This window comes from Pseudomonas corrugata, from assembly GCF_001269905.1.
Lineage (GTDB): Bacteria > Pseudomonadota > Gammaproteobacteria > Pseudomonadales > Pseudomonadaceae > Aquipseudomonas > Aquipseudomonas corrugata.
In genome coordinates this window covers 672,189-698,556 of record NZ_LHVK01000003.1, presented here as the reverse complement: position 1 = coordinate 698,556, position 26,368 = coordinate 672,189, and the positions used below count along the sequence as shown (strand labels likewise).

Here is a 26,368-nt window from a genome sequence, read left to right as displayed (position 1 = left end):
AAAAAGGTAATGCGTGACCATGGGTTCAAAGCGCCGCAGCGATAGCCCCGCCAACGTCCTGGGTCGAACCCTGCCCGCCCAGGTCCGGTGTGATAGGCCCTTCGGCAATCACCCGCTCGATGGCCTTGAGGATCCCGTCATGGGCCGCCCGGTAACGCTCATCCCCATTCCCCAGGAAGTCGAGCATCAAGGCGCCCGACCAGATCATCGCAATCGGGTTGGCGATGTTCTGCCCGTAGATATCAGGGGCCGAGCCATGCACCGGCTCGAACAGCGACGGGAAACGTCGTTGCGGGTCGAGGTTGGCCGAGGGCGCAATGCCGATGGTGCCGGCGCATGCCGGGCCGAGATCGGAGAGGATGTCACCGAACAGGTTCGACGCCACCACCACATCAAAACGGTCAGGCTGCAAGACGAAACGCGCGCACAAGATGTCGATGTGTTGCTTGTCCCACGTCACCTCGGGGTACTGCTCGCCCATCAGCGCCGTGCGCTCGTCCCAGTACGGCATGCTGATGGAAATCCCGTTGGATTTGGTCGCTGACGTCAGGCGCTTGCGTGGCCGGGTCTGGGCCAGGTCGAAGGCGAATTTCAGAATCCGGTCGACGCCGCGCCGGGTAAACACTGACTCCTGGAGCACGAATTCGTGCTCGGTGCCTTCGAACATCTTGCCGCCAACGGAGGAGTATTCGCCCTCGGTGTTTTCACGGATGACGACAAAGTCGATGTCTCCCGCTTCACGTCCGGCCAGCGGACACGGCACGCCGGGAAACAGTCGTACCGGACGGATATTCACGTACTGATCGAAGTCGCGACGGAACTTGAGCAACGAGCCCCAAAGGGAAATATGATCCGGCACCTTGTCCGGCCAACCCACGGCGCCGAAGTAGATCGCGTCGAAGCCCTTGAGCTGTTCGAACCAGTCAGCGGGCATCATTTGCCCATGTTCGAGGTAGTAATCGCAATGAGCCCAGTCAAGCACTTCGATACTCAGATCCAGATGCCATTTCTTCGCGGCCTGTTCCAGCACCCGTAGCCCCTCCGGCAAGACTTCCTTGCCGATGCCATCGCCGGCAATGGCGGCGATTCTGAATGGTTTACTCATCAATCCTGATCCCCTTTTGTCTGTTCAAACGATGACCGGCTCACAGCCCACCGATGTGGAAAGCCTTGACTTCGAGGTACTCATCCAAGCCGTATTTGCTACCCTCGCGGCCCAGGCCCGATTGCTTGATACCGCCGAAGGGCGCGACCTCCATGGAGATGATTCCGGTATTGAGGCCGACCATGCCGAACTCCAGCGCCTCGCCGAAACGCCATGAACGACGCAGGTCCTGAGTGAAAAAGTAAGCGCCCAGGCCATACGGCGTGGCATTGGCCATGGCCAGCGCCTCTTCCTCGGTGGTGAAGCGCATCAACGGTGCAACCGGGCCAAAGGTTTCTTCGTTGGCCAGCAACATTCCGGCATGGGCTTCACCCAGCACGGTTGGCTGCACGAACTGGCTGTCACCCTGGGGGATGCCGCCACAGAGCAGGCGAGCCCCCTGGCTCAATGCATCGTCGATATGCCGGGCAACCTTGCTGACCGCCGCCGGGTTGATCAGCGGGCCGATTGTCACATCCGCTTCCAGACCATTGCCGATCTTGAGCTTGGCGACCTCTTGCACCAGGCGTTCGGCAAAACGCTCGTAGATGCCATCCTGCACCAGGATGCGGTTGGCGCAGACGCAAGTCTGGCCGGCGTTGCGAAACTTGCTGAGCATGATGCCGGTCACGGCCTGCTCCAGGTCCGCATCGTCGAACACGATGAACGGGGCATTGCCGCCCAGTTCCAGGCTCAGGCGCTTGATCTGCTCGGCGCTCTGGCGCATCAGCAGCCGACCGACCGCCGTGGAGCCGGTGAAGGAGATCTTGCGCACCGTCGGGTTACCGGTCAGTTCTTCACCGATGCCGGCGGGCATGCCGGTGACGACGTTGAACACGCCTGCAGGAATCCCGACCCGCTCGGCCAGCACCGCCAGGGCCAGCGCCGACAGCGGCGTGAGGTCCGAGGGTTTGACAATGACCGGGCAGCCCGCGGCCAGGGCCGGGGCGCACTTGCGGGTGATCATTGCATTGGGGAAATTCCAAGGGGTGATGGCCGCGCAGACACCCACCGGTTGCTTGAGGGTGAGCAGGCGACGGTCGCCACTGGGTGCCGGAATGGTTTCGCCGTAGACCCGGCGGGCCTCTTCGGCAAACCATTTGGCGAAACCGGCGCCGTAACGGATTTCGCCCTTGGCCTCGTTCAGCGGCTTGCCCTGTTCACAGGTCATGATCAGCGCCAGATCATCGAGGTTATCGATCATGGCCTGGTACCAACGCTCCAGCAGCGCTGCACGCTCCACCGCCGGACGCGCGCGCCAGGCCGGCCAGGCACGTTCGGCGGCCTCGATGGCACGGCGGGTTTCCACACCCTGCAGGGCCGGCACACGGGCGAGCAACTCGCCGCTGGCCGGGTTGATGACGTCAAGGGTGGCGGCATCGTCGGCAGCGGTCCATTGACCGTCGATATAGGCGAGTTCCGCCAGCAGGCTTGGGTCTTTCAATAGAGTCTTGAGCATGGTGATGTCCTGTTCCGAGGTATTTCCAGTCTAGGGAGATGCCGCGGCGCAGGATGCTGAAAGCGGGGTTTGGGCAGTGTGGGATGCTGAAGTTCCGGGGTGGGACGGCAGGCTCTACCGGGATATGAAAGTCGCCACCGCCCCCTTATGGGAGCGAGCCTGCTCGCTCCCATAAGGGGGCGGTGTTGGTGTGAGAGGTGCTTACAATTTCAAGGACCCCAGCACCCCTTCCAGAAACCGTTCGCCCGCGTCCATCTGGCTGACCTCGATGAACTCATCGGGCTTGTGCGCCTGTTCGATGGAGCCTGGGCCACAGACCACCACGGGTACATCCAGGCGTTGTTTGAACAGGCCGCCTTCGGTGCCGAAGGACACCTTGGCGGTGCCCGTGTCCGGGGTGGCGAAGTTTTTCAGGAAACGCACGGCTTCCACGCTCGGATGGGTGTCCAGGCCCGGGTAGACGTTCAAGGTGTCGATCTCGATGTCCGCCACACTGGAGAGTTTCCTGGCTTCGCCGACGATCATTTCGGCGCGCTCGCGCAGTTGCTCCAGGAACTCATCCAGGTTGTCAGCCGGCAAGTTACGTACTTCGAAATCCAGGGTGCACAGGTTCGGCACGATGTTCAGGGCCTTGCCACCGACGATCTGTCCGACATGCACGGTGCTGTAGGGCACGTCGTAATCCGCATCCTGGGCGCCCTGCTCCTGCAGTTGTTGCTGACTCTGGCGCAGCGCCGCGATGAAATCGCAGGCCACGTGAATTGCGTTGACCGAGCGCGGCGCCAACGACGAGTGCGCTTCCAGGCCCCGGCAGTGGGCGCGGTAGGAGCCCTTGCCCTTGTGCCCGAGTACGAACTGCATGTTGGTTGGCTCGCCGATCACACAGAGGAACGGCCGGACCGGCGCCAGGTGAAGCACGTCAAGCAGACGACGCACGCCAACGCAACCGATCTCTTCGTCATGGGACAACGCCAGTTGCAACGGCCGGCTCAACGAGAAATCGGCAGCATCGAGCATGGCGTCGATGGCCAGGGCTATGAACCCTTTCATGTCGCAGCTGCCACGACCGTAGACCCGACCGTCGCGCAGCGTCGCCTGGAACGCCGGAACAGTCCACGCCTGTCCCGCCGCCGGCACCACGTCGGTGTGGCCGGAGAGCAGGATCCCCGGCTGCTCACGGGGGCCGGTGCTGGCGAAAAGGTTGGCCTTCCTGCCACTCTCGTCCTTGACGATCAGCGACTCGATACCCTTGCTCGCCAGCAGCTCGCGGACATACTCGATCAAGGCCAGATTGGACTCCGAAGAGACCGTTTCAAATGCCAGCAGGCGTTCGAGAATCGCCAGTACCCTTGGTTTCATGACGCCTTGCTCCGTTGCTCGACAGATGAGGCGAACCGGCAAATGGAGAACGGCTCGATTGAAGTGCTGGTGCTGCCGGTGCTGATCAGCTCGGCCATGACATCACCGACACCCGGGCCGAGCTGGAAGCCGTGACCGCTGAACCCGAACGCGTAATACAGGCCGTCTACCTTGCCGCTTGGGCCCATCACCGGCAGGGAGTCGGACAAATAGCCTTCGATACCGCTCCACACGCGGATGATGTTCAGGTTGCCGACACCAGGCACCAGACGACGCATCTGCTCCAGCTGGTTGAGAATACTGCGCGGCTCGACATGGGCACGACGGTTGAGCATGTCCGGCTTGCTGCGATAGCCACCGCCAATGATGATGTTGCCCCGTGGGATCTGGCGGAAGTAGATCACCTCTTCGGGAATCCTGGTGTAGACCCCGATCACCGTCGGCAAGGCATACGGCACCGGCTCGGTGACCGCCATTTGCGGGCCATTGGTCTCCAGCGGCACCGGTTCACCGAACTGCTCCGAGAGCTTCTGGCCCCAGGCCCCTGCCGTGATCAATAGCCGGCCGGCGCTGAACCGGCGACCGTCGGTGGTGGTGATGCTGAACTCATCGGCGTTGACCTTCTGCACGTCGGCCACTTCAGTCCGTTCTTCGATGCGCGCCCCCAGCCGCCGGGCCGCCCGCGCAAACGCAGGCGCCGCCAGACGCGGGTTGGCGTGGCCGTCGTGAGGCGCATAAGAGCCGCCCTTCACGTCTTTGCCAAGGAACGGAAAACGTTCATGCAGTTCGGCGCCACGGTAGATCTTCAAATCCAGCTGCACCGCTTCAGGGGCTGCGGCGTAAGCCTCAAGCTCAGCAATCTCGTCTTCGCGATAGCACACGCGCATATGCCCGCTGGCGATGAATTCCAGGTCATCGTCGATCAATTCCGGCAAGCGTTTCCACAGGGCAAAGGAGCGGTTCGCCAGCTCCAGTTGCCCGAGGTAACGCCCCTGACGCCGAACGTTGCCGAAGTTGACGCCGCTGGCGTACTGACCGACCAGGTCGCGTTCCAGCAGAATCACCGACTGCCCTCGCTGGCGCAGGAAAAATGCTGATGCCGCGCCCATCACACCACCGCCGACAATCACCACATCGGCCTTGTTCCGGGTCATGGCGTCACCTCCCGGGTGAGCATCGAAAGCGGTTTGACTGGCGCCTGGCCACGCTGGCGGCCGACCAACTGGACGTCGACACCGGCCGCCGCGGCTATTACTTCGGCCCCGGCCTGGGCGCAATAGCGGCCCTGGCAGCGGCCCATGCCGACCCGACTGAAGGCCTTGGCCCGATTGACTTCGCAGGCGCCTTTTTCACTGACGGTGCGCCGCAGCTCGCCGGCAGTGATCATTTCACAACGGCAGACGATGGCCTCGTCCGGCAACGCCTTGGCTTGCGCCGCCGGCCAGGGAAACGCCCGGGCCAGACCGAGGCGAAACTCATCCATCACTTTGAGCGCCTGACGCTGTTCAGCGACCTGGGCCGCATCTACCGGCCGCTGCAAGTCACTCAACACCGCCATGGCGACCAGGCGACCGGCGCATTCGGCAGCATCGGCGCCACGGATCCTGGAACCGTCACCGGCGGCATAGACACCGCTGACCGAGGTCCGCCCTTCTTCATCAGTAGCGAGCAGCCATTGGCTGGATACCTCGTCGAAACGCAAAAGACAGCCAGCCAGATCGGCCAGCTGGGTTTCCGGACGCAAGTGATAGCCCAGCGCGACGGCGTCGCAGTCTACCGTCAGCGCGTCGCCGCGCGCGGTACGCACACGCACGCCGCTGACGCCACTGTCCGCCTCGCCCAGTATTTGCAACGGCGAAATACCCAGGTGCACCGGGACTTTTGCCTGACGCAATTGCGCCAACAACTTCATGCCGGAGAACAGCAGACGGGGGCGCGCCATGAGTTTGGGCAAGGCCAGGATACGCTTGCCCAACGGCGAGGTGTCGAGCACCGCAGCCACATTGGCGCCGGCCTTGAGGTATTGGCTGGCAACGAGATAGAGCAACGGCCCGCTGCCCATGAACACCACCTGGTGGCCAATGGAAACCGCCTGGGCCTTCAACGCGATCTGCGCCCCGCCGAGGCTGTAGGTGCCGCCCAACTGCCAGCCCTCGATGGGCATCAGGCGGTCGGTGGCGCCGGTGCAAAGCACCAGCGCGTCGTAATCCACCGTCGAATGTTCGCCCTGGCTGACGCAACACAGTTGCCCCGGTGTCAGGTTCCACACCAGGGTGTCCGGACGGTAGTCGATCTGCGGGCGCAAACGGTCGAAACTGTCGTGCAGGTCCCGGGCCTTCTCGGCCTCGGTGCCGTACAGCGTGGTGTAAGTACGGGTGAATCCTTCGGGCTGGCGGCGGTAGATCTGTCCGCCGTCGCGCCGGTTTTCGTCGATCAGGATCGGCCTGAAGCCCGCCGCGACCAGCGTCTGGGCACAGCGAATGCCCGCCGGCCCGGCACCGACTATCGCTATCCGCGCAGTGGCCATACCGCCTCCGGTTGTCGAGTGATGATGTCCAAGCCCTCGCGGACTTCATTGGAACAGGCACGCAGGCGCTCGCCGCTGCGGGTCCAGACCCAGCAGTCCTGGCAGGCGCCCATCAGGCAGAAACCGGCACGACTGCCCGGATCGAACTCGGACTGGCGCAACGCCGGGCCGTGGGTCAGCAACGCGACCATCAACGTGTCGCCCTGCAACGCCTCGACGGGGACGCCATCCACGGTCAGTTTGACGATGGGCCGGCCCTGTTCGGCCAGCCTCACGAAACGGGCGCTCATGCGTAGGCTCCCACAATCATGCTGTTTGAATCCTGCTGCGTCTTGAGCAACTCACCACCGTCGTGGTGACAGAGCACCTCGCTGCCTCCCTCGATGACGCGCCGGGGTGGCGCGGTGCGGTTGCACAGGCCATCGACTCGTACCGGGCAGCGGTTGAGGAACGTACACAGCGTCGACGCATCGGCCTTTTCACCCAATGCGGGGAGCGTGGCGCAAGTAGTCGTGCCACAACTTTCCAGCCAGCCCTGACGCAGCTCCGGCACCGAATGGATCAGCAGATCGGTATAGGGATGGAACGGTGCCTGGGCGAACGATTGCCGGGTGCCCTCCTGAACCTTGTGGCCGCTGTACATCACGACAATGTCGTCGCACAGCGCCCGCACCGTGGAAATGTCGTGGCTGATGAACAGGTAGGAAACCCCCAGTTGCTGGCGCAGGTCGCGCAGCAGTTCGAGAATCGCCGCGCCCACCACGGTATCGAGGGCCGAGGTCACTTCATCGCAGAGGATCAGGTCCGGCTTGGCCGCCAATGCACGCGCCAGGTTGACCCGCTGCTTCTGCCCGCCGGACAGCTCGCCCGGACGACGCTCGGCCAGGGTCCGCGGCAAGCGCACCAGGTCCAGCAACTCACCGATGCGCTCGCGCAGCACCGCACCCTTGAGGCCGAAGTACATTTTCAGTGGCCGGCTCAGGATGGTGCTGATGCTGTGCATCGGATTGAGTGCGGTGTCAGCGTTCTGAAACACCATCTGGATACGCCGGAACTGTTCATCGGTACGCTCGGACAGATTGCCGCCCAAGGGCTGACCATCGAACGTCAGACTGCCAAGGGCCGGTGGCAACAACCCGGCCACCACCCGCGCCAGGGTGGATTTGCCCGAGCCCGACTCTCCGATCACGCCGATGGCCTGGCCCCGGCGCACGGTCAAGTCGATGTCTTCAAGTACGCGGATCATCGGCATGCCGTGACGATCCATGTTGCCATAGCCGGCAGTCAGGCCCTGGATGGTCAGCAGCGGCGTGTCCGCAGCTACGCCGCAAGGTGGGCGAATCGTTGTGTCCGGCCGTGCCGCCGCCAGCAGGCTGCGGGTATATTCGTGCGCTGGACCCTTGAGCAGCGGCCCGGTGGCGCTCTGCTCGAAGATCTGCCCGCCGTTGAGTACGACGATCTGGTCGGCCATCTGCGCGACGACCGCCAGGTCGTGAGACACGTAGACCGCCGTCGCACCACGCTCGCGAACGACCCGTTTGAAAGCACGCAGCACGTCGATCTGGGTCGTGACGTCGAGGGCCGTGGTCGGCTCATCGAGCACCACCAGCAACGGATCGCTGATCAGCGCCATGGCGGCCATCACCCGTTGCAGTTGCCCGCCGGAAACCTGATGGGGATAGCGCTGACCGATGCGTTCGGGGTTCGGCAGGGCCAGGTCCCGGAACAGTCCGATGGCCTTGGCTTCGAGCGTGGCCCGATCGCCCAGGCCATGGATCAGCGCACCTTCGACCACCTGGTCGATGAGCCTCTTGGCCGGGTTGAAGGCCGCAGCGGCGCTTTGGGCAATATACGAGACACGGTTGCCGCGCAGGCCTTGCAGTTCGCTTTCACCGAGTGCCAGCATGTCATGCTCGCCGATGCGCACGCTGCCGCCGGCCAGGCGACAACCGCGCCGGGCGTAACCGAGCAGTGCCAGGGCAATGGTGGTCTTGCCGGAACCGGACTCGCCGATCAGCGCCAGCACTTCGCCTTTCTCCAGGGAGAAACTCACGCCCTTGACGATCTCGATTTCGCCGCGCTCGTCGCCGGCGACTATCCGCAGGTTTTCGACTCGGATCAATTCGCTCATATCAATGGCCTCCCGAACGTCGATTGCGCCGCGAAGACAGGCGGTCGATAAACAGGTTCACGCCGATGGTCAGGGTGCCGATGGCCAGGGCCGGAATCACGATGGCCGGCGCGCCCTGGTTGAGGCCGCCAATGTTCTCGCGCACCAGGGAGCCGAGGTCGGCGTCCGGCGGTTGCACGCCCAGGCCGAGGAAGCTCATACCGCTGAGCAACAGCACGATGAAGCCGAAGCGCAGGCCCAGGTCCGCCAGCACCGGGTTGAGCATATTGGGCAGGATTTCCACGCAGGCGATGTACAGTCGGCGCTCGCCACGGGTGCGGGCCACTTGCACGTACTCCAGGGCCTCGATGTTCACCGCCATGCTGCGGGCAATACGGAACGCCCCCGGGGTATAGCTCAGTACCGCCGTGCACACCAGCAAGGTCACCGACGAACCGAACGCTGAAACCATGATCAACGCCAGCATCTTGCTCGGGATCGAAATGAACGCGTCCATCAGGCGGCTGATCAGTTCGTCCAGCCACTTCGCTGAAACCACCGAGAGTAACGCGCAAGTCGTCCCCAGCCCGCTCGCCAGTACCGCGGCGACCAACGCCAGGCCCACGGTGAACTGCGCGCCGACCAGGACCCGGCTGAGCATGTCGCGGCCCAGGTAGTCGGTGCCCAGCGGGTAAGCGGCACTGAGGCCGTCGAAGATATTCTCGGACACCACTTCCCCTACCGGGTGGGGTGCCAGCCAAGGGCCGAAGATCGCCACCAGCAACCAGATGGCACACATCGCGGCGCCGATCAGCCCAAGCCAGGACGAACCGTGAGCATCTTTGCCCAATGCCAGTGCAACCGCCGCAGTCGGGGATTTCACAATGGGATTGTTCATTGGTTTCTCAGCCTCGGATTGGAAAGAATCGCGCACAGGTCGGCAATCAACACCAGCGACAGGTACGCGGTACAAAACAGCATGGTGCAGGCCTGGACCAACGCCATGTCGCGGTTGGTCACCGCATCGACCATCAGACTGGCGATGCCGGGATAGTTGAAAATCGTCTCGACGATGACCACGCCGCCCAACAGGTACGACAGGCTCAGGGCGATGGCATTGGCAATGGGCCCGATGGCGTTGGGTAGCGCATGACGCAGCACCACCCGCACCGGACTCACGCCTTTGAGACGGGCCATCTCCACGTAAGGACTGTCGAGTTGATCGATCACTGCCGCCCGGGTCATACGTGCCATCTGCGCGACGATCACGCAGCACAGCGTCATGACCGGCAAGGCGTAGGTCCGCATGAATTGCAACGGCGAAGTGACTTCACTGGAATACGACAGCGCCGAAAGCCAGCCCAGGTTCACCGCGAAAATCAATACCGCCAGGGTGGCCACCAGGAATTCCGGCACAGCCACCATCATCAGCGTAAAGAAGCTCACGAAGCCGTCGATGCGACTGCCGCGCCCCATGGCCGACCCGATGCCCAGGAGCAGCGCCAGCGGTACCGACACCAGTGCCGTCGCGGCCGCCAGCATCAGGGTGTTGGGCACCCGTCCTGCCATCAGTTCCGTAACCGACGTGGCATTGGAAACCGACACCCCGAGGTCACCGCTGAGCAGGTTCATCAACCAGTGCAGGTAGCGCAACACACCCGGCTGGTCCAGCCCCATTTTCACGCGCAGCGCTGCGACCTGCTCAGGCGTGGCGAATTGTCCGAGGGCCTGCTGTGCCGCGTCTCCCGGCAACACCGCCGTGATGGCGAACACCACCATCGATACAATCAGCAGGGTCACGATCGCGGCGCCGAAGCGCCGGCCGATCAACCAAAGTGTGTTGCTATTCATCACCCTATCCTCGTGCACTGTCACCCAGCGGAAAACCGGCGCTCATCAAGCGTCCAGCCAGACCTGCTCAGCGAACATGTAGCCCATGAAGCCGCCCAGCGGGTTGGTGCCATAGCCCTTCACGCGTTGGTCGACGCCATCGATGTTGCTGATGAACACGGGGATGCCGATACCGCAGTGATCATGCACCAGGGTCTGCATGTCGGCGTACATCTTGCCGCGTTTGACCTCGTCGGTTTCGCCCCGTGCCTGTATCAACAGCTGATCGAACTGGGCATTTTTCCAACCGGACTCATTCCACGGTGCCGTCGACTGGAAGAACTGCGAGAACAGCATGTCGGCGTTGGGCCGTGGGTTGATGTTGCCGAAGCTCAACGGATGCTTGGCCCAGTGGTTGGACCAGTAGCCGTCGCTCGGCAGACGATTGACGTTGAGCTTGAGCCCGGCCTCCTTGGCCGATTGCTGCAGCAACACGGCAACGTCCACCGAACCGGTGGCGGCCGGCGAGCACATGACGGGCATGCTGATGCTTTCCATACCGGCCTTCTTCAGCAGGAAGCGCGCCTTCTCCGGATCGTAGGTCCGTTGCGGCAGGTCGGCATTGTAGAAACGCGAACCAGGGGCAATCGGATGGTCATTGCCGACCCGGGCAAACCCGCGGAAGATTGCTGACTTGACCTGCTCCCGGTCCAGCAGCAGCTTCATGGCTTCGGTGAATTCCGGACGCTGGCCTGGCATCTGGTCCTGGCGAATGATCAAGTCAGTGTAGTTACCCGATGGCGAGTCCACGACTCGGTGGGTGGTGCTGTCCTTGATGCGCGTCGTCGACCGTGGGTTGACTTCGTTGATGATCTGCACGTCGCCCGAGAGCAGCGCATTGACCCTGGACGGTTCGTCGGCGATGCCGATGAACTCGATCTCGTCCAGATACGGCAAGCCGGGTTTCCAATAGTTTGTGTTGCGTGCACCGATGGAGCGCACGCCCGGCTTGAACTCCTTGACCTTGAACGGACCTGTACCCACGCCTTGGCTGAAGTCGCTGGTACCTTCGGGCACGATCAGCATATGGGAGACAGCAAGGATCGACGGCAGCTCGGCATTCGGGCCACTCAAGCGGATCTGCACTTCATGGGTGCCGTTGGCCTTGACCTCGGCAAACTGCTCGGCCAGGGGCAGGACCTTGGATCCGGTGATCGGATCCTTGTGTCGCAACAGGGAGTAGACCACGTCAGCGGCAGTCAGGCCCTTGCCGTTGTGAAACGTTACTTCTTTGCGCAGGGTAATCACCCAGAGCGTGGCGTCGGTGGTATCGATACGTTCGGCCAGTTCCAGTTGCGGCACCATGTGGCTGTCGAAGCGGGTCAGTCCGTTATAGAACATGTAATGGCGCACGTAGTCCGTGGAGGACGAACCCTTGGCCGGATCCAGCGTATCGGAGGTGGAGCTGGAAATACCGGCAACGCGAATGCGCCCGCCCGGTTTGCCTTTGCCCGGAGTCGCGGCGTCATCGGCAAGCAGTTTTCCGGCGGCGCCGAACAGGCTGCCGGCGCCCGCCGCAGCCACCCCGGCCAACCCCAGCATCTGCAATGCATGGCGGCGCGACATGCCCCGATTGAGCCCTTCAAAAACACGCAGACTGTCTGTACCGGTAATCAACTGGCTATCGGTGCTGCTCTTATTGTCAGTCATGTCAGTTCTACCTTTCGCTAATGATGAGGGCTCGGTTGCGCACGGTTGACGCAACGTGGTTGAAACGTAAAAACAACGTCACAGGGATCAGTGCAGGTAGTCCTGCAGGCGGTAATACGCGCCTACCAGCGGCAGGAACCAGGGCTTGCCGAAATGCCCGGGAATGGCCGGCCAATCGAGCTCGCGCCAGGGATTGGCCTCAACCTTGCCGGCCATGACCTCGGCCATGACCTGCCCCATGTGCACCGACATCTGCACGCCATGGCCGCTATAGCCCATGGAGTGATACACCCCGCCATGCTGGCCGGCCCGAGGCAGCCGATCGGACGTCATGTCCACCAGTCCGCCCCAGCAGTAGTCGATCCTGACGTTGGCCAGTTGCGGGAACATCTGCACCATCGCCGCTTGCAGCACCTTGCCGCTCTTGGCATCGGAAACACTGTCGGACATCGCAAACCGCGCACGACCACCGAACAGCAGGCGGTTGTCCGGGGTCAGGCGGAAGTAGTTGCCGATCATGCGACTGGTGACATAGGAGCGGCGCGCCGGCAGCAAGTTGTCGATCAGCGCCTGGGGCAGCACTTCGGTGGCGATCACGAAACTGCCCACCGGGACGATTCGCCGCCGGTACCAGCCCAGACCGCCATGCTGACTGGCGCCAGTCGCCAGCAAAACCTGCGAGGCATGCAGCGCCCCCTTGCTGGTATTGACCTGATAACCACCGGCACTGGCCTTCCAGTCCTTGACGGCCACGCCCTGGAAAATCAACGCGCCGTGACGTGCGGCGGCCTCGGCCAAGCCAACGCCAAAGCGCCCGATATGCATCTGCACACCATTGCGCTGTAGCAGGCCGCCGTGAAACTGGTCGGACTTGACCTCCGCCCGGGTCTCTTCGGCAGACAGCAGTTCGACCTCGGCATCGACTTCCTTGCGGATCAGCTCACAGGTGCGTGCCAACCCTTCGTAGTGCATCGGCTTGGCGGCCAGCTTGAGCTTGCCGTTACGCTTGAGGTCGCAGGCAATCCCCTCCTGCTCCACCAGGGCGACGACACTCTGCACGGCGCTTTCGTAAGCCTGGTAATAGGCCCGCGCTTTATCGGCGCCGAGACTGGCGGTGAGTGCTGCGTAGTCCTGAGCTACGCCGGTACTGCAATGCCCGCCGTTACGCCCCGATGCCTCGCCAATCACCCGTCCCGCCTCCAGCACCGCCACGCTGGCCCCCTTCAAGGCCAGGGCACGGGCCGCGGCCAGCCCGGTGAAACCGCCACCGACGACCGCGACATCGACCTGCCCCGGCAACCCGCCGAGCTGGGCCCCTGTAAAGGCCGGTGCGGTATCGAGCCAATAGGACTCACTGCCCATGTCTAACCCCTTTCACCTTGAAGAGTGCGCGCGTGTCTCAGAGACCGACCAGGCCAGCCAGACCGCCGATATCGGGAATCTGGTGGTAGCCGTAGATCGCGTTTCCTGGCTGTTCGTGACCACGGGCAACGAAGGCCTTGTTCTTGATCTTCATGTCGTGGGCCGACATCAGGTCGTAACGGAAACTCGACGATACATGCAGCACGTCTTCCGGCCCGCAGCCGAGGTTATCGAGCATGAACTCGAAGGCGGCCAGGCGCGGCTTGTAGGCTTGTGCCTGCTGGGCAGTGAAGACTTTATGGAAAGGCGCGCCGAGCTTGTCGACGTTGGACATGATCTGCTCGTCCATCGCGTTGGAGAAAATCACCAGGGGGATCTTGTCGGCGATTTTCGACAGACCTGCCGGCACATCGGCGTGAGGGCCCCAGGTAGGCACGGCATCGTAGTAGAGCTGGCCTTCGCCACGATACTCGACACCCCAGCGCTTGCAGACACGGGCCAGGGACGTCTTGATGATTTCATCATAGGGGCGCCAGTCACCCATCACTTGATCCAGGCGATAAGCGGCGAAATCCGTGACGAACTGATCCATCTGCCCGGCACCGACACGATCGGCGAACAGCTCGCGGGTCATGCTTCCCATCTGGAAGTTGGTCAACGTGCCGTAGCAATCGAAGGTGATGTACTTGGGTCGAAGAAAGCTCATGAGTGCGGTCCTGAATGGTTGTTGAAGGCATGGACGTGGCAAGCATCGGCGCCATTCGTTAAGCACCGGCACAACGCTGCATCACGTTTTCATTACAACACCATGAGACCGTGGATAATCCGTTAAAAATAGTGGCGGCTTGGTACAAACCACCGTTTTGCAGGGCTCCCTCAGCAGACTTTGCGGGATGCTCCAGACACGGGCGTCGCCCCCCTGTTTCAGAGGGTTTGCGGGCAGTTCTGGTGCGCCAAACGGCACCGCGGCGAGCTGTCTGCGGCAGAATCTGCGCAGGAACCGGGGGCGTTTCAGCATCTTTGTCGAACGGGCTGACGCCATCGCGAGCAGGCTCGCTCCCACAGGGATTTGGCTTGGATCACAAAGCGCGATGGCCCCAGGATTCCAAGTGGGAGCGAGCCTGCTCGCGATGGCGGTGGATCAGCGACGAAGAGGCTGACTGGCACGCCGCCTTCGATCAGGCTTTCAACTCAGCCTCCAGAAAGCTGACCAACGCCTGGACCCGCGCGTTGCGTACCGCGCGCGAAGGCACCAGCAGGTTGATCGGGGCGCTGTCGAATTGCCAATCGCCGAGCACCCGTACCAGGCGTCCATCGGCAATGGCTTTACTGACATCCCATTGCGAACGCAGCACCAACCCCAGCCCCTCTTCTGCCCAACGCCGCGCCACGCTGCCATCGTTACTCAATAAAGCAGGCTTGATCCGCAGCGTCTTTTGCCCCTTCTCATTACGCAGGCGCCACAAGGTAACGTCCTCGTCGTTTTCACGAATGCAGATGCAGCGGTGGTCAACAAGTTGCTCGGGCGCCGAAGGTGTGCCGTTCCGCGCCAGGTAAGCGGGGCTGGCGCACAACCATCGATCATTGTGCGTGAGGGGCCGGGCGACCCACTGGCTGTCGCTGAGGTTGCCGATGTGAATCACCGCGTCGCTGTCATGCCGATCCGGCCAAGGCGTTTCCCGCAGATCCAGGTGCAGGCACAGCTGCGGATGCAACCTGGCGAAACGCGCCAGCAACGGCGCGAGGCGCTGGCGCCCATAGCCGAACGGCGCCGCCAGCCTCAGGGTGCCGACCAGTTGATCATCCTGCCGCCTGAAGGACTCGGGGAGGGCCTCAAGCTGTTCCAGCAACAGCGCGCTCTGACGGGAAAAACGCTCGCCGTCGGCGGTCAGGCTCAGGCGCCGGGCATCGCGATTGGCCAAGGTCAGCCCGAGGACGCCTTCCAGCTTGCGCAGGCGCATGGACAGCGCCGGTGGCGAGACATCCAATGCCCTGGCGGCCGCGCTCAAGGAGTCGCAACGCGCCAGTGTCGCGGCCATTCGCAGGTCTTCGATGCTGATCATTCAGTTCAACTTAATGATTGATGACACCGCATTGAACCATGACTTCACGACGCCTGAGTAGAGTCGACTCCGTCTTCCACCACCGGACCCTGCCATGCCAGCCTCGACCGCTTCCCTCGACACCCCCGCCGCGCTCATCGATCGGCCCCGCATGCAACGCAATATCCAGCGCATGCAACAACGCATGGACGACTTGGGCGTGCGCTTGCGCCCCCACATCAAGACCAGCAAATGCCTGCCGGTGGTACAGGCCCAGATCGCCGCGGGTGCCAGCGGTGTCACGGTGTCCACCTTGAAGGAAGCCGAGCATTGCTTCGCCAACGGCATCCAGGACATTTTCTATGCCGTGGCCATCGTGCCCGGCAAACTGGACCAGGCCCTGGCGCTCAGGCGCAAAGGCTGCCAGCTGAGCATCCTGACGGACAGCCTGGTGGCAGCCCGGGCGATTGTCGATTTCGGCCAGCTTCACGACGAATCCTTCGATGTATGGATCGAGATCGATTGCGACGGCCATCGCTCCGGCGTGCGCATCGAAGACGCTGCACTCGTCGATATCGCACGAGCCCTCGGCGAAGGTGGACAGCGGCTTTGCGGCGTCATGACCCATGCCGGATCCAGCTACGAGCTGGATACCCCCGAGGCGCTGCAAGCCCTGGCCGAACAGGAGCGGCAGGTCTGCGTCAGCGCGGCCCAGCGCATCCGCGCCGCCGGACTGGCCTGTCCGCAGGTCAGCATCGGCTCGACGCCCACGGCCCTGTCGGCATTGAATCTGGAAGGCGTTACCGAGGTTCGGGCCGGTGTCTATGTCTTCTTCGATCTGGTGATGCACAACGTCGGCGTTTGTCGGCAGGATGAGTTGGCGCTGAGTGTGCTGACCAGCGTCATCGGTCATCAACCGGATAAAGGCTGGATCATCACCGATGCCGGTTGGATGGCAATGAGTCGCGACCGGGGTACCCAGCGCCAGCAGCATGACTTCGGCTATGGGCAGGTGTGCACCGACGCCGGCGACTGGATCGAAGGCGCACTGCTGACCGGCGCCAATCAGGAACACGGCATCGTCACCCTGTCAGGTGCCGAGCACGTCGATATCACCGCGCGCTATCCCATCGGCAGCCGCCTGCGCATCCTGCCCAACCACGCCTGTGCCACCGGCGCACAGTTCCCCCACTACTGCGCCTGTGATGCCACCGGCGAAGTCCAGATCTGGAGTCGCCTGCATGGCTGGTGAAATCGAGACAATCCGCACGACCGATGCCGCGTTGCCAGGCGGCCATTACGCCCAGGCAGTGGCGCACCAAGGCGTCTTGTACATATCCGGACAACTGCCGGTGCGAGCCGATGGCAGCCATAGTGTCGACCAACCGTTCGAAATACAGGTCGCCATCGCACTGGATAATCTATTGGCAATTCTTGCGGCGGCCGGCCGACAGCCAAGGGATCTGCTGAAGGTGACCGTCTACGTTGCGGGCATCGAACACTGGTCGGCTTTCGACCGTGTCTACGCCCGTTATCTCGGTGAGCACCGCCCCGCACGCGCCGTGGTGCCGGTTCCGGCCTTGCACCATGGCTACCTGATCGAAATCGAAGCGCTGGCCCGTATATGAAGCGCAGCAGGGGCTCAGGTGAGCGCAGTGCGCGTTTTGTCCGGTTAGCCCGGCAGATTCAGCAGATTCTCCTTTGCCAACCTCAAGAACGGCACATCCCGTCAGGGTCGCTTTGTTAGTTTATTTGAGCAGGCACAGCCTCACGATCTGCTGCTGGCAATGTCCTCACTGCTCTATGGGAGCCCGTTGCATGACAACCCGATCTTCTGACAGCTACCTCGACCCACAGACTTTGGGGCAGCTTTATATCAATGGCGCCTGGTCGTTGCCGGCGTATCCGACCACGCTGCCGGTGATCAACCCGGCCACCGAAGAGGTGGTCGCCGAAGTCGCCCAAGGCTCCTCCGCAGACGTGGACCGGGCGGTGGCAGCGGCACGAGCAGCGTTTCCCGGCTGGTCCTCGACCCCGGCCATAACCCGTGCCCAGGTCCTGGACAAGCTTCATGAACTGATCCTTGAACGAAAAGAACAACTGGCCCAGGTGATCTCCCTGGAGATGGGCGCAGCCAACGGTTTCGCACGGACGATGCAGGTGCCGCTGGCGGCCGAGCATGTTCGGGTCGCCCGTGACCTGCTGTCCACCTACAGTTTCCGCAAGGTAGAAAACGGTACGGCCATCGAGCGCGAACCCATTGGCGTCTGCGGGCTCATCACGCCTTGGAACTGGCCGCTTTACCAGATCACCGCCAAAGTCGCCCCGGCGATTGCCGCCGGCTGCACCGTGGTGCTCAAGCCCAGCGAACTGTCCCCCTTGAGCGCCCTGCTGTTCGCCCAGTTGCTGCATGACGCGGGTCTGCCGCCGGGCGTTTTCAACCTGGTGAATGGCAGCGGCGCGGACGTCGGCGCAGCCATGGCCGCACACCCCGATATCGACATGATTTCCATCACCGGCTCCAACCGCGCAGGCGCGCTGGTGGCCCAGGCCGCCGCCCCGACGGTCAAGCGTGTCACCCAGGAACTGGGCGGCAAATCACCGAACGTATTCTTGCCCGACGCCGATTTTGCCAAGGCCGTGCCGCCTGGGGTGATGTCGGCGTTCCGTAACGTCGGCCAGTCCTGCAGCGCGCCGACCCGGATGATCGTGCCGCGTAGCCGGCTGGCGGAAGTCGAAGCCCTGGTCACCGCCACCGTCGACGGAATCATCGTCGGCGATCCCCGGTCGGAAGAAACGCAACTCGGGCCCATCGCCAACGAAGCCCAGTTCAATCGTGTGCAGACGATGATCGAGGCGGGCCTGAGAGAGGGCGCCAAGCTCCTCTGCGGCGGCCCAGGACGGATGCCGGGTTTTGCGAAAGGCTTCTACGCCCGCCCAACGGTCTTCTCCGAGGTGGATAACGCCATGCGCATCGCCCAGGAAGAAATCTTTGGCCCGGTGCTGTGCCTCATCCCCTATGACACAGTGGAAGAAGCCATCGCCATCGCGAACGACACCGTCTACGGCCTCAGTGCCCATGTGCAAGGCCAGGACCTCGAAGCTGTTCGCGCCATGGCCTCGCGCATCCGCGCCGGGCAAGTACTCTTGAACTACCCGGCGTGGAACCCGTTGGCGCCGTTCGGCGGTTACAAGCGCTCAGGCAATGGCCGTGAATACGGAGTCCACGGGTTCGAGGAGTATCTGGAGATCAAGGCGATCATCGGGTTTGGCTGATCGCCCTACTCCTCGGACCGCCCTTTTCCGGCACGATCATGCTCGCAGCGTGTCAACGGAAACGCCGGCAGCCACGCCTCGCGACGCACGGTCCAGCATTCGTAGGTAGGCATCAATTGGTCAGGGGCATCCAGGCTTCCCAGGTTCACTTCGATCTCGTCACCGCTGCGGGCAAAGACCGGCGAGCCGCAGCGGGGGCAAAAGCAACGACCGGCGTAGTCTCGGGTTTCACCCTCGATCTTCACCGCGTCCTGGGGGAACATGGCTGCAGCGTAGAAAAGCGCGCCATGGTGCTTGCGGCAGTCGAGACAGTGGCAGAGGCCGACCCGGTAAGGACGGCCCGAAGCTTCGAAACGGACGTTGCCGCACAGGCAGCCGCCGGTGAATCGGTCCATGGTGCGTCTCCTCTATGATCGTGTAGTCGAAATGTTCACGACGAACTCCGAAAGGCGTCATCACTGATGACACCTGTATTGGCTGTAGATTTCATCACTGCACTCGAAGCGTGCAATCAACGAAACTGCCGCGCCTTAAGGCGCGGCAGCTTGGATCGCTATTGCCAATTGCTGGCAATCACCGCATTCAGTGAGGCTTGGTAGTTCTGGGGCAACGAAGTCTCACCCGGTGCCGGCGGCGCGAAAGCGGCCATGGCGCCCACCAGCTGATCGACCTGGTTTTCCAACAGTACCTTGCCATCGGCTGTGCGGAACTGCTCGATATGCTGAGCCTCTGCAACCCTCTGATCGGCGACCGCTGTCGACACGGTTGGCGCCCGGTTGGCCTGGGTCGACATTATCGCGGTGTTCCAGACCGTACCGTTGGCGAATTCGATGCGCTCGACGCTGTGACCGCGTGCGGCAGTCCAGCCGGAAATGATCTGCTGGCCGTCGTTCAGGCGCAGCACCATACCTTGCGCAGAGTGGTCCACAGCGACGTCGCTCTCCTGAATACCGGCTTCGAACACAATAGTGTCGGTGCCACCGCCGACGTCCAGATCTTCATTGATGCGATCCTGGCCATGGCCGACGCCGAACACATAGCGATCATCACCTTTTCCTCCCTGCAAGAAGTCATCGCCCGCACCACCGTACAAGCGGTTATTGAGCTCGTTGCCGATCAGTTCATTAGCCAATGCATTTCCGCTTCCATTCAAGGCAGGGCCAGACAGCGTCAGCATTTCGACGTTGTTTGTCAGGGTGTAGTCGATGGTGGAAATGACCTTGTCGTTGCCACGGTCAGCGTCCTCGACGACGATGTCACCGACGTTATCCACGAAGTAAGTGTCGTTCCCCATGCCGCCGACCATTCGGTCCGCGCCCTGGGCACCGTCGAGGCGGTTATCCGCAGTGTTGCCGCGCAAGATGTTGTTGGTCGCGTTACCCGTGGCATTGATTGCCGCATGCCCCGTCAGGCTCAGGTTTTCCAGGTGATTGCCCAACGTGAAGGAAACCGATGAGTTGACGGTATCCGTACCCTCGCCTTCGGACTCGACGATCCGGTCGAAACCATCATCCACCACATAGGTATCATCACCCAGGCCGCCGATCATCACATCGGAGCCGCCGGCGCCATCCAGAACATTATTTGCACTGTTGCCCACCAGACGGTTGGACAGCCCGTTGCCGGTGCCATTGATCGCGGCGCTGCCCTGCAACTGCAAGGACTCGACTTCGTCGGCCAGGACATGACTGACGCCGGACTTGACCAGGTCGTAACCTCCGCCCACGACTTCCTTCACCACGTCGCCGAGGTTATCGACAATGTAGGTGTCATCGCCCAATCGGCCCTCCATGACATCGGCACCGGCCCGACCATCCAGGGTATTGCCTCCGACATCCCCCACCAGCAGATCGTTTGCATCAGTCCCGCTCACGAGCACCTTGGGCTGGACGGACGCCTGGCCAAAAATGAAGTTGGCAGCGGACAACTGGCCGACACCCACACCTTTGAGCATCAGGTACTGAGTACCGCTGGCCATGACACCGAGCCAGACACGCAGATACTGCTCACCGTCGACCGTCACGGTGCTGAAATTCAAATCGGAGAATCCACGCACTGCACGAATCTGCGACAGGTCGATCTTCTCGTTGGTATTGGCGACTTCAAAGTCATCGATCAGGTTGGCCATCACCCCTTGCGAAGCGCTGGCCTGAATATCTTCAACCAGCACAAAACGGTCATTGCCGGCACCACCCGCAACGGAAGCCCCCGTGTGTGTGGCAGCCCCGCTCAGGTTGATGTTCGGCGAGAGCAACGTGGTGCTGGCATAGTCACTGACGGCCAGGTCGCCCTCCAGGTAAAGGACATCGTTACCAGCATCCCCGCCCAGGTAGTCCAGCCCGGCACCGCCACGGAGCACGTCATCACCGGCACTGCCGCGCACCACATCGTTGCCTTCACCGCCGTCGATAAAGTCATGACCGCCCACGGTCGCTGCCGTCGAAGACTCCCCTACCAGGACGTCGTCGCCCAGGCCACCCAAGATCGTATCGGCGCCGGTCCCGCCGAACACGCGTTCGCCGCCATCGTTGGTCCAGTACAGGAAGCCTTCGTCCAGGTTAGGCAAATTGCGCTCGGTCGCTACCCCGTTGAGTCCGAAACCGTAACCTGAAGCAGCCTCCAACTGGCTCATACGCACGCCATCCGGGATATGAACAAAGCTGCTCAGCGTCAAACCTTGGGACTGGACATTCTTCAACAGCAGAACCTGTCCATCCGCCAGACTCAACCGAGTATCGGCGCCTTGCTGGGTAATCGTCATCGTTGAATAGACTTCGGCATCAAAACCAGACAAGACGATTCGATCGGTACCGATCACAAAGTCAGTGAGGGTGTCGATGTCGCCCGCGGCCTTGTCGATCACGAAATAGTCCGTGTCCGCGCCGCCGGTCAAGGTGTCGCTGCCCTTGCCACCGATCAGCGTGTCGACGCCGGCCCCGCCCGACAACGTATCGTCACCACGACCACCGGAAAGATGGTTGTCCACCGCATTACCGGTCAGCGTGTCGGCGAACTCGCCGCCGATCAGATGCTCGATTTGCCCTGGGTTGGAAATCGCCAGACGAGCTCCAGCCAGCGTGGCTTCGCCTCTCGACAGGTCGATGACGCTGGCGCTGGAGATCGCCGCCGCGTTGATCGTATCCTCGCCTCCGTCGGTGTCGTTAAGCACATTGCGCCCACCCGAAGCGGCCAACTTCGCGTATTCGTTGGTGTACACATACTGGTCATCAGCCGTGCCACCCTTGCCGTAAACGTTCAGACTCCAGCTGTTCAACGTCCCGGTGTCTCCGGTGACGGTGTCGATCACTTGAAGTGTCCAGTCCCCCTGAGTGCTCTCGCCACGCAAGAGCGCTGTGTCAAACACGTAGTCCAGTGTGGACGCCTCATCAAAATCGCTATCGCCACGATCACTCGCTGCGCTACCAGGCACCTTGCCTGGACGACTCATCAAAATGGATTCGGTACCGGAGGGCGAGATCAGTTTTAGAATCAGATCGCCTGGCCGCGCATGAGTCAGGCTGACCTTGACTTCAACATGCTCGACGGAGATGTTGGCATTGCCCATGGTCAGGGAGTGACTGATGCCACCACTCTGCCCGTCGGTAATCGTCCGATTGAGCACACCCGACTCCAGCGGTTTGATCAGGCTGAACTCATTATGGAAGGTTTGCTGGAGACTCCAGGTTTCCGCCAGGCGAACCGCAGCGCGGGCATCGACTTCGCCATAACCGTAGTCATGGCTGATATGCATGCCACCGCCGTTCCAGTTCTGGCCGCCGTTGTCCTGCCAGGAAGTCGTGGGGTCGGCCACCTTGCGCGCAGAAAGCGCAAGGATCTGCTGGACATCGCGATACCCCAGTTCTGGATTGGCTTCCAGCATCAGGGCCACGATGCCGGAAACGATAGGTGCCGCGAAGCTGGTGCCTTGGGAAACGCTGGTGTCCCCGCCGAACGTGGAACCGTTGTCGTTCTGCACCAACCGCGAAGTCGAGGTTACGTTCGAGCCGGGCGCACTGACCAGGATACTTGCCCCTGGGCTGGAGAAAGGTTTTCCCCCAAACTGCAGGGCGCCTAAGTCAGTGGTGGCATTGATCGCACCGACAATGATGCTGCTGCGGCTGTTGGTAACGTTCGAATAGTTGGTGTTGCCGCCCTTCTCGCGGTCGTTGCCGCCCGCCGTGACGATCACCGTGCCCAATCCATCACGACCTTCTTCCAGGGCCTGATGATAGGCCGTTGGCAAAAGTCCCAACTCGGCCGGTGAGAACTTCAGGTCGAAGTGATTTTTGCTGCCCCAGCTATTGTTCACCACATCGTACTCATACATGTGGGACATGTTGCTGAAGTCGTCTTTGTTGACCCAGTAACCGGCAACCGTCGCATCGTAGGCGACACCGACGCTGCCCTCGCCATTACGAGCGGCAACCATCACCCCGGCCACCAGCGTCGCGTGATCGCTGAACTTGCCGCCACTGCCCTCGCCCGCCATCTGCCCAGGCGTGGCATTGGCCAACCAGTTCTGGTCGATATTGTCTTTCAGGTCGGCGTGGCGATAGTCGAGTACTTCTTTGGTCGTACCAAAGTCACTGTTGGTCTCGATCTCGACAATCCTGACACCTTTGCCGGTGTAGTCTTTCCAGACCGGCAGGATATTGGCCTGGGACAGATACCACTGATCAGTCACCAGCGGATCGTCGGGCAAGTCCGAGGTCTTGAGGTACACCGCGGCACGCATCGTCGCGCTTTCACCGGTGCCCATGTTGACAACCGTACCAGCCTCGTTGCCTTTGGCATCGGCTACGGTGTATTTGAAACCCATGATGCCGGTAAAGGTAGCGTCCGGTGTGAACAACACATCACCGGCCTGGGTCACGACAGCCGTTCCGCCCACCACATCGAACAAGCCCGTGATATGCAGTGCATCTTGTTGCCAATCGATGTCGTTCTGCAGCAGTTGTTCCTTGCCGATCAGGTGCGCGCTGGTGCGCTCGAAACCGACGCCGCTCTTGTCCTTGCTCAGGACGTCCTTGACCAACAGCGGGTTCTCAATCCCGTCACTGGTGGCCGTGGGAATTTCCACCAGTTTGAGATTCTTGAAGTTGGCTTTTTCGACGTTTTGCAGGAAGTCGGTGCCGTCACGTCCTGCTACGGTGTCACTGATCCACACGCCTTCGGCTGTTCGGGTGATGCGGTATTCGGAGAAGTCACCGGACAATTCGATGACGTCGAGGCCGTCACCGCCATCGACTTTATCATCGCCAGCCCCGCCGGTGAGAATGTCGTTACCAAGGCCGCCATTCAGGCTGTCATCATCCTGACCGCCGTCGATCAAATCATCGCCCGAACCACCCTGAATCTGGTCACTGCCACGGTGACCGCGTAACACATCATTACCCGCGCCGCCCAGAATGGTGTCGTTGCCGTTTTCACCTGATAACGCATCGTTGGCCGATCCGCCGACGAGCACATCGTCGCCATCACCACCACGCATATAAACTGTGCTGTTTCCGCCGCCAAGAAATACGTCATTGCCGCGACCGCCTTGGGCAATTTCTACACTCGCTTCGGCCAGGCTCAGATAGACGCCTTTGTCGCCGAGTACCTGCACGATATCAGTGCCGTCGCCGCCGTGAATATTCGCGGCCAGATCATCACCATCGATCAGCAGAACATCATCGCCCGCGCCACCATTGAACGTATCGCTGCCTTGACCACCGGCCAGCCAGTTGGTCTGGGCGTCGCCCTGCAACACATCATTACCGGAACCACCGGTAGCGTTATTGACGCCTTTCTGAGCGACATCGATAGTTTCGCCCATAGTCGACGAAGAAACATAACCTTTCACGGCCGAGACTTCTCCCGAACCCTGGGTCGAAACCACGGTACCCGTGCCACTTGCGGTAAAAACATGGCCGTTGGGGTTAGCCAGGAAGTTCGCGGCGATGGCTTCCTTGCTGATACCGTTCTGCACGAAAGTACCGCGTGCCAGCACTTCATTGCCGTCACGCACTTCGCCACTTTGGACCTGATTACTCAGGTTGATCTGGGTAATCCCCAGATCTGCGAGGGATTTGAGTTCACTGGTTTCACCGGCATCGATCGCACCATTCCCGCTGAGATCGTTCCAGCTCTTGCCATCGTGATTGGCATCTACCCAGACCTTGACATTCGACCAAGCGGCGTCCTGCTTGTCGAACACACCATCGGCATTACTGTCCAGGCTGGCCAGCGCGGCAAAACCATTGGCGAAACGCTTTTGTCCGGCTTCGCCATTGGCGCCCGCCGTCCCACCAAAATACTCCGAAAGTGTCTCACTGATATTGTCGATCTTGCCGTTGGCATTGGTGTCGACGACCACGATGCCATCCTCAGGGCTGACCCAACCGGTCTCCTCAAGACTGCCGCCATCGTTGTCGGCGTCGAAGAACACCGGCGACGTCAGGTAGTCGGTCAAACGCACGCCATCACCATTGAGATCCAACACCAATGGATCGGTGGGTAGCGTCACCCGCGCCCGCGCATCACCGGAGTTCAAGAGCGCTCCCAAGGTGCTGCCATAGGAAAGGCCCTGACTGGAATTGCGCAGGCTGAAATCAAAGACTTCCTTGACTGTATTGACGTTACCGGGACGATAACCGTCGGCCAGGATCTGAGTGGCTGCGGCGGCAAAGGTGTTGTTGATCCAGTTACCTTGGTATTGATTAAGGTTTAATTTATTTGAATCAAACCCTAACTTCCACCCCCCTCCACTAGCAATAAGCCCTTGCGAAACTTGATTAATATACTCATCGTGATCCGTTGGGCTTTTGTAGTTTAGACCCGCCTCACTATCAAAGCGGAGCGAAAAATCATTTCTAACGCTACCGGCTAAACTATTTATATAGTCGACCGTTGAATCCGCCCAAGAAAACACATCCGAAACGCCTCCAGCTGCAAAATCCCATGCCTGACTGAAAACGAAATCAGCAACTTCAAGGTTTGTCACCTTTTCCATCCAAACCGCTGCCGACTGGCTTGAGCCTGGAGTTAAAAGTTTCACTTCCATAAACATCATCGTAAGATACGATAACTTTGCCTCAGCTAGAGGATCACCCGCAGCCGCGAGCGTATCTTGCCAAAACGCCGCCCGCATATCTTCTGACATCATTAAGAACGGAGTGTTAAGGGTCCACGCATCGACAGTCAAGCCATGTTTCAAGAAAACGTCTTTATGAAATTCCCATGCCTCATCGTGGCTTATCTCCCGGGTTACCAATCCGCCGCTATTTTTCGCCTGAAATTTTAGAGAGTCGATGTAGTTTTGAGCCATGTCACGCCGTATGGCATCTACTTCTGCTTCCGCTATCGGCCGCCCTTGATCAGAAGCTGTTTCTTTCATGTAGCCGATGGCTGCTTCCCCGGCCAACGAATTGCCTTTAGCAACACCATTGGCCAGTTCTGCATACTTATAGCCTCGTGCTGCTAGATAATCATACATCGCCGCCGGACCATTACTACCGAGCAGAGACTGAGCATAATCCAAGTCCGCTTGTTTCAAAACTTCCGCCAC

At 61.3% G+C, this 26,368-nt stretch carries 18 protein-coding genes; 3 read left to right on the top strand and 15 right to left on the bottom strand.

What is annotated here, in order from left to right:
- Positions 1-25 precede the first annotated feature (25 nt).
- From AD665_RS03490 to AD665_RS03430, 13 genes are all read right to left on the bottom strand, one after another.
- The gene (locus AD665_RS03490) at positions 26-1,105 is read right to left on the bottom strand and encodes a tartrate dehydrogenase (RefSeq protein WP_024779233.1); all 1,080 of its coding nucleotides are present in this window, start codon (positions 1,103-1,105) and stop codon (positions 26-28) included.
- 40 nt (positions 1,106-1,145) lie between these two features.
- Positions 1,146-2,603 carry an NAD-dependent succinate-semialdehyde dehydrogenase gene (locus tag AD665_RS03485; RefSeq protein WP_053190940.1) on the bottom strand — a complete coding sequence of 486 codons (1,458 nt, stop codon included), beginning with the start codon at positions 2,601-2,603 and terminating at the stop codon, positions 1,146-1,148.
- 201 nt (positions 2,604-2,804) lie between these two features.
- Positions 2,805-3,962 carry an acetylornithine deacetylase gene (gene argE / locus AD665_RS03480; RefSeq protein ID WP_024779235.1) on the bottom strand — a complete coding sequence of 386 codons (1,158 nt, stop codon included), beginning with the start codon at positions 3,960-3,962 and terminating at the stop codon, positions 2,805-2,807.
- Entirely contained in the window at positions 3,959-5,116 is a 1,158-nt protein-coding gene (locus AD665_RS03475) for an NAD(P)/FAD-dependent oxidoreductase (RefSeq protein ID WP_053190937.1), read from the bottom strand. The genes argE and AD665_RS03475 overlap by 4 nt, the downstream gene beginning before the upstream one ends.
- Complete coding sequence (locus tag AD665_RS03470) at positions 5,113-6,489, bottom strand: FAD/NAD(P)-dependent oxidoreductase (RefSeq protein WP_053190934.1); 1,377 nt, start codon at positions 6,487-6,489, stop codon at positions 5,113-5,115. Before AD665_RS03470 ends, AD665_RS03475 begins: the two co-directional genes overlap by 4 nt.
- A complete protein-coding gene (locus tag AD665_RS03465; protein WP_053190932.1) occupies positions 6,471-6,779 on the bottom strand; it encodes a (2Fe-2S)-binding protein in 309 nt (102 codons plus the stop codon). Before AD665_RS03465 ends, AD665_RS03470 begins: the two co-directional genes overlap by 19 nt.
- Complete coding sequence (locus AD665_RS03460) at positions 6,776-8,620, bottom strand: ABC transporter ATP-binding protein (protein ID WP_053190929.1); 1,845 nt, start codon at positions 8,618-8,620, stop codon at positions 6,776-6,778. Before AD665_RS03460 ends, AD665_RS03465 begins: the two co-directional genes overlap by 4 nt.
- 1 nt (position 8,621) lies before the next feature.
- Positions 8,622-9,497 carry an ABC transporter permease gene (locus tag AD665_RS03455; RefSeq protein WP_053190925.1) on the bottom strand — a complete coding sequence of 292 codons (876 nt, stop codon included), beginning with the start codon at positions 9,495-9,497 and terminating at the stop codon, positions 8,622-8,624.
- On the bottom strand, positions 9,494-10,450 hold the full coding sequence (locus AD665_RS03450; protein ID WP_024779241.1) for an ABC transporter permease: 957 nt from the start codon (positions 10,448-10,450) through the stop codon (positions 9,494-9,496). The genes AD665_RS03455 and AD665_RS03450 overlap by 4 nt, the downstream gene beginning before the upstream one ends.
- A gap of 45 nt (positions 10,451-10,495) precedes the next feature.
- Positions 10,496-12,139, bottom strand: coding sequence for an ABC transporter substrate-binding protein (locus tag AD665_RS03445; RefSeq protein ID WP_024779242.1), 1,644 nt, complete (start codon positions 12,137-12,139; stop codon positions 10,496-10,498).
- 87 nt (positions 12,140-12,226) lie between these two features.
- The gene (locus tag AD665_RS03440) at positions 12,227-13,501 is read right to left on the bottom strand and encodes an NAD(P)/FAD-dependent oxidoreductase (RefSeq protein WP_053190922.1); all 1,275 of its coding nucleotides are present in this window, start codon (positions 13,499-13,501) and stop codon (positions 12,227-12,229) included.
- A 37-nt stretch (positions 13,502-13,538) separates the two neighbouring features.
- Positions 13,539-14,207, bottom strand: a complete 669-nt coding sequence (locus AD665_RS03435; RefSeq protein WP_024779244.1) for a haloacid dehalogenase type II — start codon at positions 14,205-14,207, stop codon at positions 13,539-13,541.
- Between the two features lie 472 nt (positions 14,208-14,679).
- Positions 14,680-15,564 (bottom strand): LysR family transcriptional regulator, encoded by an 885-nt coding sequence (locus tag AD665_RS03430; protein ID WP_053190919.1) that lies wholly within the window; start codon positions 15,562-15,564, stop codon positions 14,680-14,682.
- A 94-nt stretch (positions 15,565-15,658) separates the two neighbouring features.
- On the opposite strand from AD665_RS03430, the gene AD665_RS03425 reads away from it, so the two are divergent.
- The 3 genes from AD665_RS03425 to AD665_RS03415 all read left to right on the top strand — a co-directional run bounded on the left by AD665_RS03425 (position 15,659) and on the right by AD665_RS03415 (position 18,819).
- Positions 15,659-16,795, top strand: coding sequence for a DSD1 family PLP-dependent enzyme (locus AD665_RS03425; RefSeq protein ID WP_053190915.1), 1,137 nt, complete (start codon positions 15,659-15,661; stop codon positions 16,793-16,795).
- Positions 16,785-17,171, top strand: coding sequence for a RidA family protein (locus AD665_RS03420; RefSeq protein ID WP_053190912.1), 387 nt, complete (start codon positions 16,785-16,787; stop codon positions 17,169-17,171). The genes AD665_RS03425 and AD665_RS03420 overlap by 11 nt, the downstream gene beginning before the upstream one ends.
- A 190-nt stretch (positions 17,172-17,361) precedes the next feature.
- Positions 17,362-18,819 (top strand): aldehyde dehydrogenase family protein, encoded by a 1,458-nt coding sequence (locus AD665_RS03415; protein WP_053190909.1) that lies wholly within the window; start codon positions 17,362-17,364, stop codon positions 18,817-18,819.
- A 5-nt stretch (positions 18,820-18,824) separates the two neighbouring features.
- Here AD665_RS03415 and AD665_RS03410 read toward each other — a convergent pair whose 3' ends face one another.
- Both AD665_RS03410 and AD665_RS27985 read right to left on the bottom strand, forming a co-directional pair.
- The gene (locus tag AD665_RS03410; RefSeq protein WP_053190906.1) at positions 18,825-19,214 is read right to left on the bottom strand and encodes a GFA family protein; all 390 of its coding nucleotides are present in this window, start codon (positions 19,212-19,214) and stop codon (positions 18,825-18,827) included.
- A gap of 158 nt (positions 19,215-19,372) precedes the next feature.
- Entirely contained in the window at positions 19,373-26,368 is a 6,996-nt protein-coding gene (locus AD665_RS27985) for a S8 family serine peptidase (RefSeq protein ID WP_080996553.1), read from the bottom strand.

Excerpts from the sequence above, each read along its gene's own strand:
- AD665_RS03485 (WP_053190940.1), bottom strand. The coding sequence starts at position 2,603 with ATGCTCAAGACTCTATTGAAAGACCCAAGCCTGCTGGCGGAACTCGCC.
- AD665_RS03460 (WP_053190929.1), bottom strand. The coding sequence starts at position 8,620 with ATGAGCGAATTGATCCGAGTCGAAAACCTGCGGATAGTCGCCGGCGAC.
- AD665_RS03415 (WP_053190909.1), top strand. The coding sequence starts at position 17,362 with ATGACAACCCGATCTTCTGACAGCTACCTCGACCCACAGACTTTGGGG.
- AD665_RS03420 (WP_053190912.1), top strand. The coding sequence starts at position 16,785 with ATGGCTGGTGAAATCGAGACAATCCGCACGACCGATGCCGCGTTGCCA.
- AD665_RS03465 (WP_053190932.1), bottom strand. The coding sequence starts at position 6,779 with ATGAGCGCCCGTTTCGTGAGGCTGGCCGAACAGGGCCGGCCCATCGTC.
- AD665_RS03470 (WP_053190934.1), bottom strand. The coding sequence starts at position 6,489 with ATGGCCACTGCGCGGATAGCGATAGTCGGTGCCGGGCCGGCGGGCATT.
- AD665_RS03425 (WP_053190915.1), top strand. The coding sequence starts at position 15,659 with ATGCCAGCCTCGACCGCTTCCCTCGACACCCCCGCCGCGCTCATCGAT.
- argE (WP_024779235.1), bottom strand. The coding sequence starts at position 3,962 with ATGAAACCAAGGGTACTGGCGATTCTCGAACGCCTGCTGGCATTTGAA.
- AD665_RS03440 (WP_053190922.1), bottom strand. The coding sequence starts at position 13,501 with ATGGGCAGTGAGTCCTATTGGCTCGATACCGCACCGGCCTTTACAGGG.
- AD665_RS03455 (WP_053190925.1), bottom strand. The coding sequence starts at position 9,497 with ATGAACAATCCCATTGTGAAATCCCCGACTGCGGCGGTTGCACTGGCA.
- AD665_RS03490 (WP_024779233.1), bottom strand. The coding sequence starts at position 1,105 with ATGAGTAAACCATTCAGAATCGCCGCCATTGCCGGCGATGGCATCGGC.
- AD665_RS03475 (WP_053190937.1), bottom strand. The coding sequence starts at position 5,116 with ATGACCCGGAACAAGGCCGATGTGGTGATTGTCGGCGGTGGTGTGATG.
- AD665_RS03410 (WP_053190906.1), bottom strand. The coding sequence starts at position 19,214 with ATGGACCGATTCACCGGCGGCTGCCTGTGCGGCAACGTCCGTTTCGAA.
- AD665_RS03445 (WP_024779242.1), bottom strand. The coding sequence starts at position 12,139 with ATGACTGACAATAAGAGCAGCACCGATAGCCAGTTGATTACCGGTACA.
- AD665_RS03435 (WP_024779244.1), bottom strand. The coding sequence starts at position 14,207 with ATGAGCTTTCTTCGACCCAAGTACATCACCTTCGATTGCTACGGCACG.
- AD665_RS03450 (WP_024779241.1), bottom strand. The coding sequence starts at position 10,450 with ATGAATAGCAACACACTTTGGTTGATCGGCCGGCGCTTCGGCGCCGCG.
- AD665_RS03430 (WP_053190919.1), bottom strand. The coding sequence starts at position 15,564 with ATGATCAGCATCGAAGACCTGCGAATGGCCGCGACACTGGCGCGTTGC.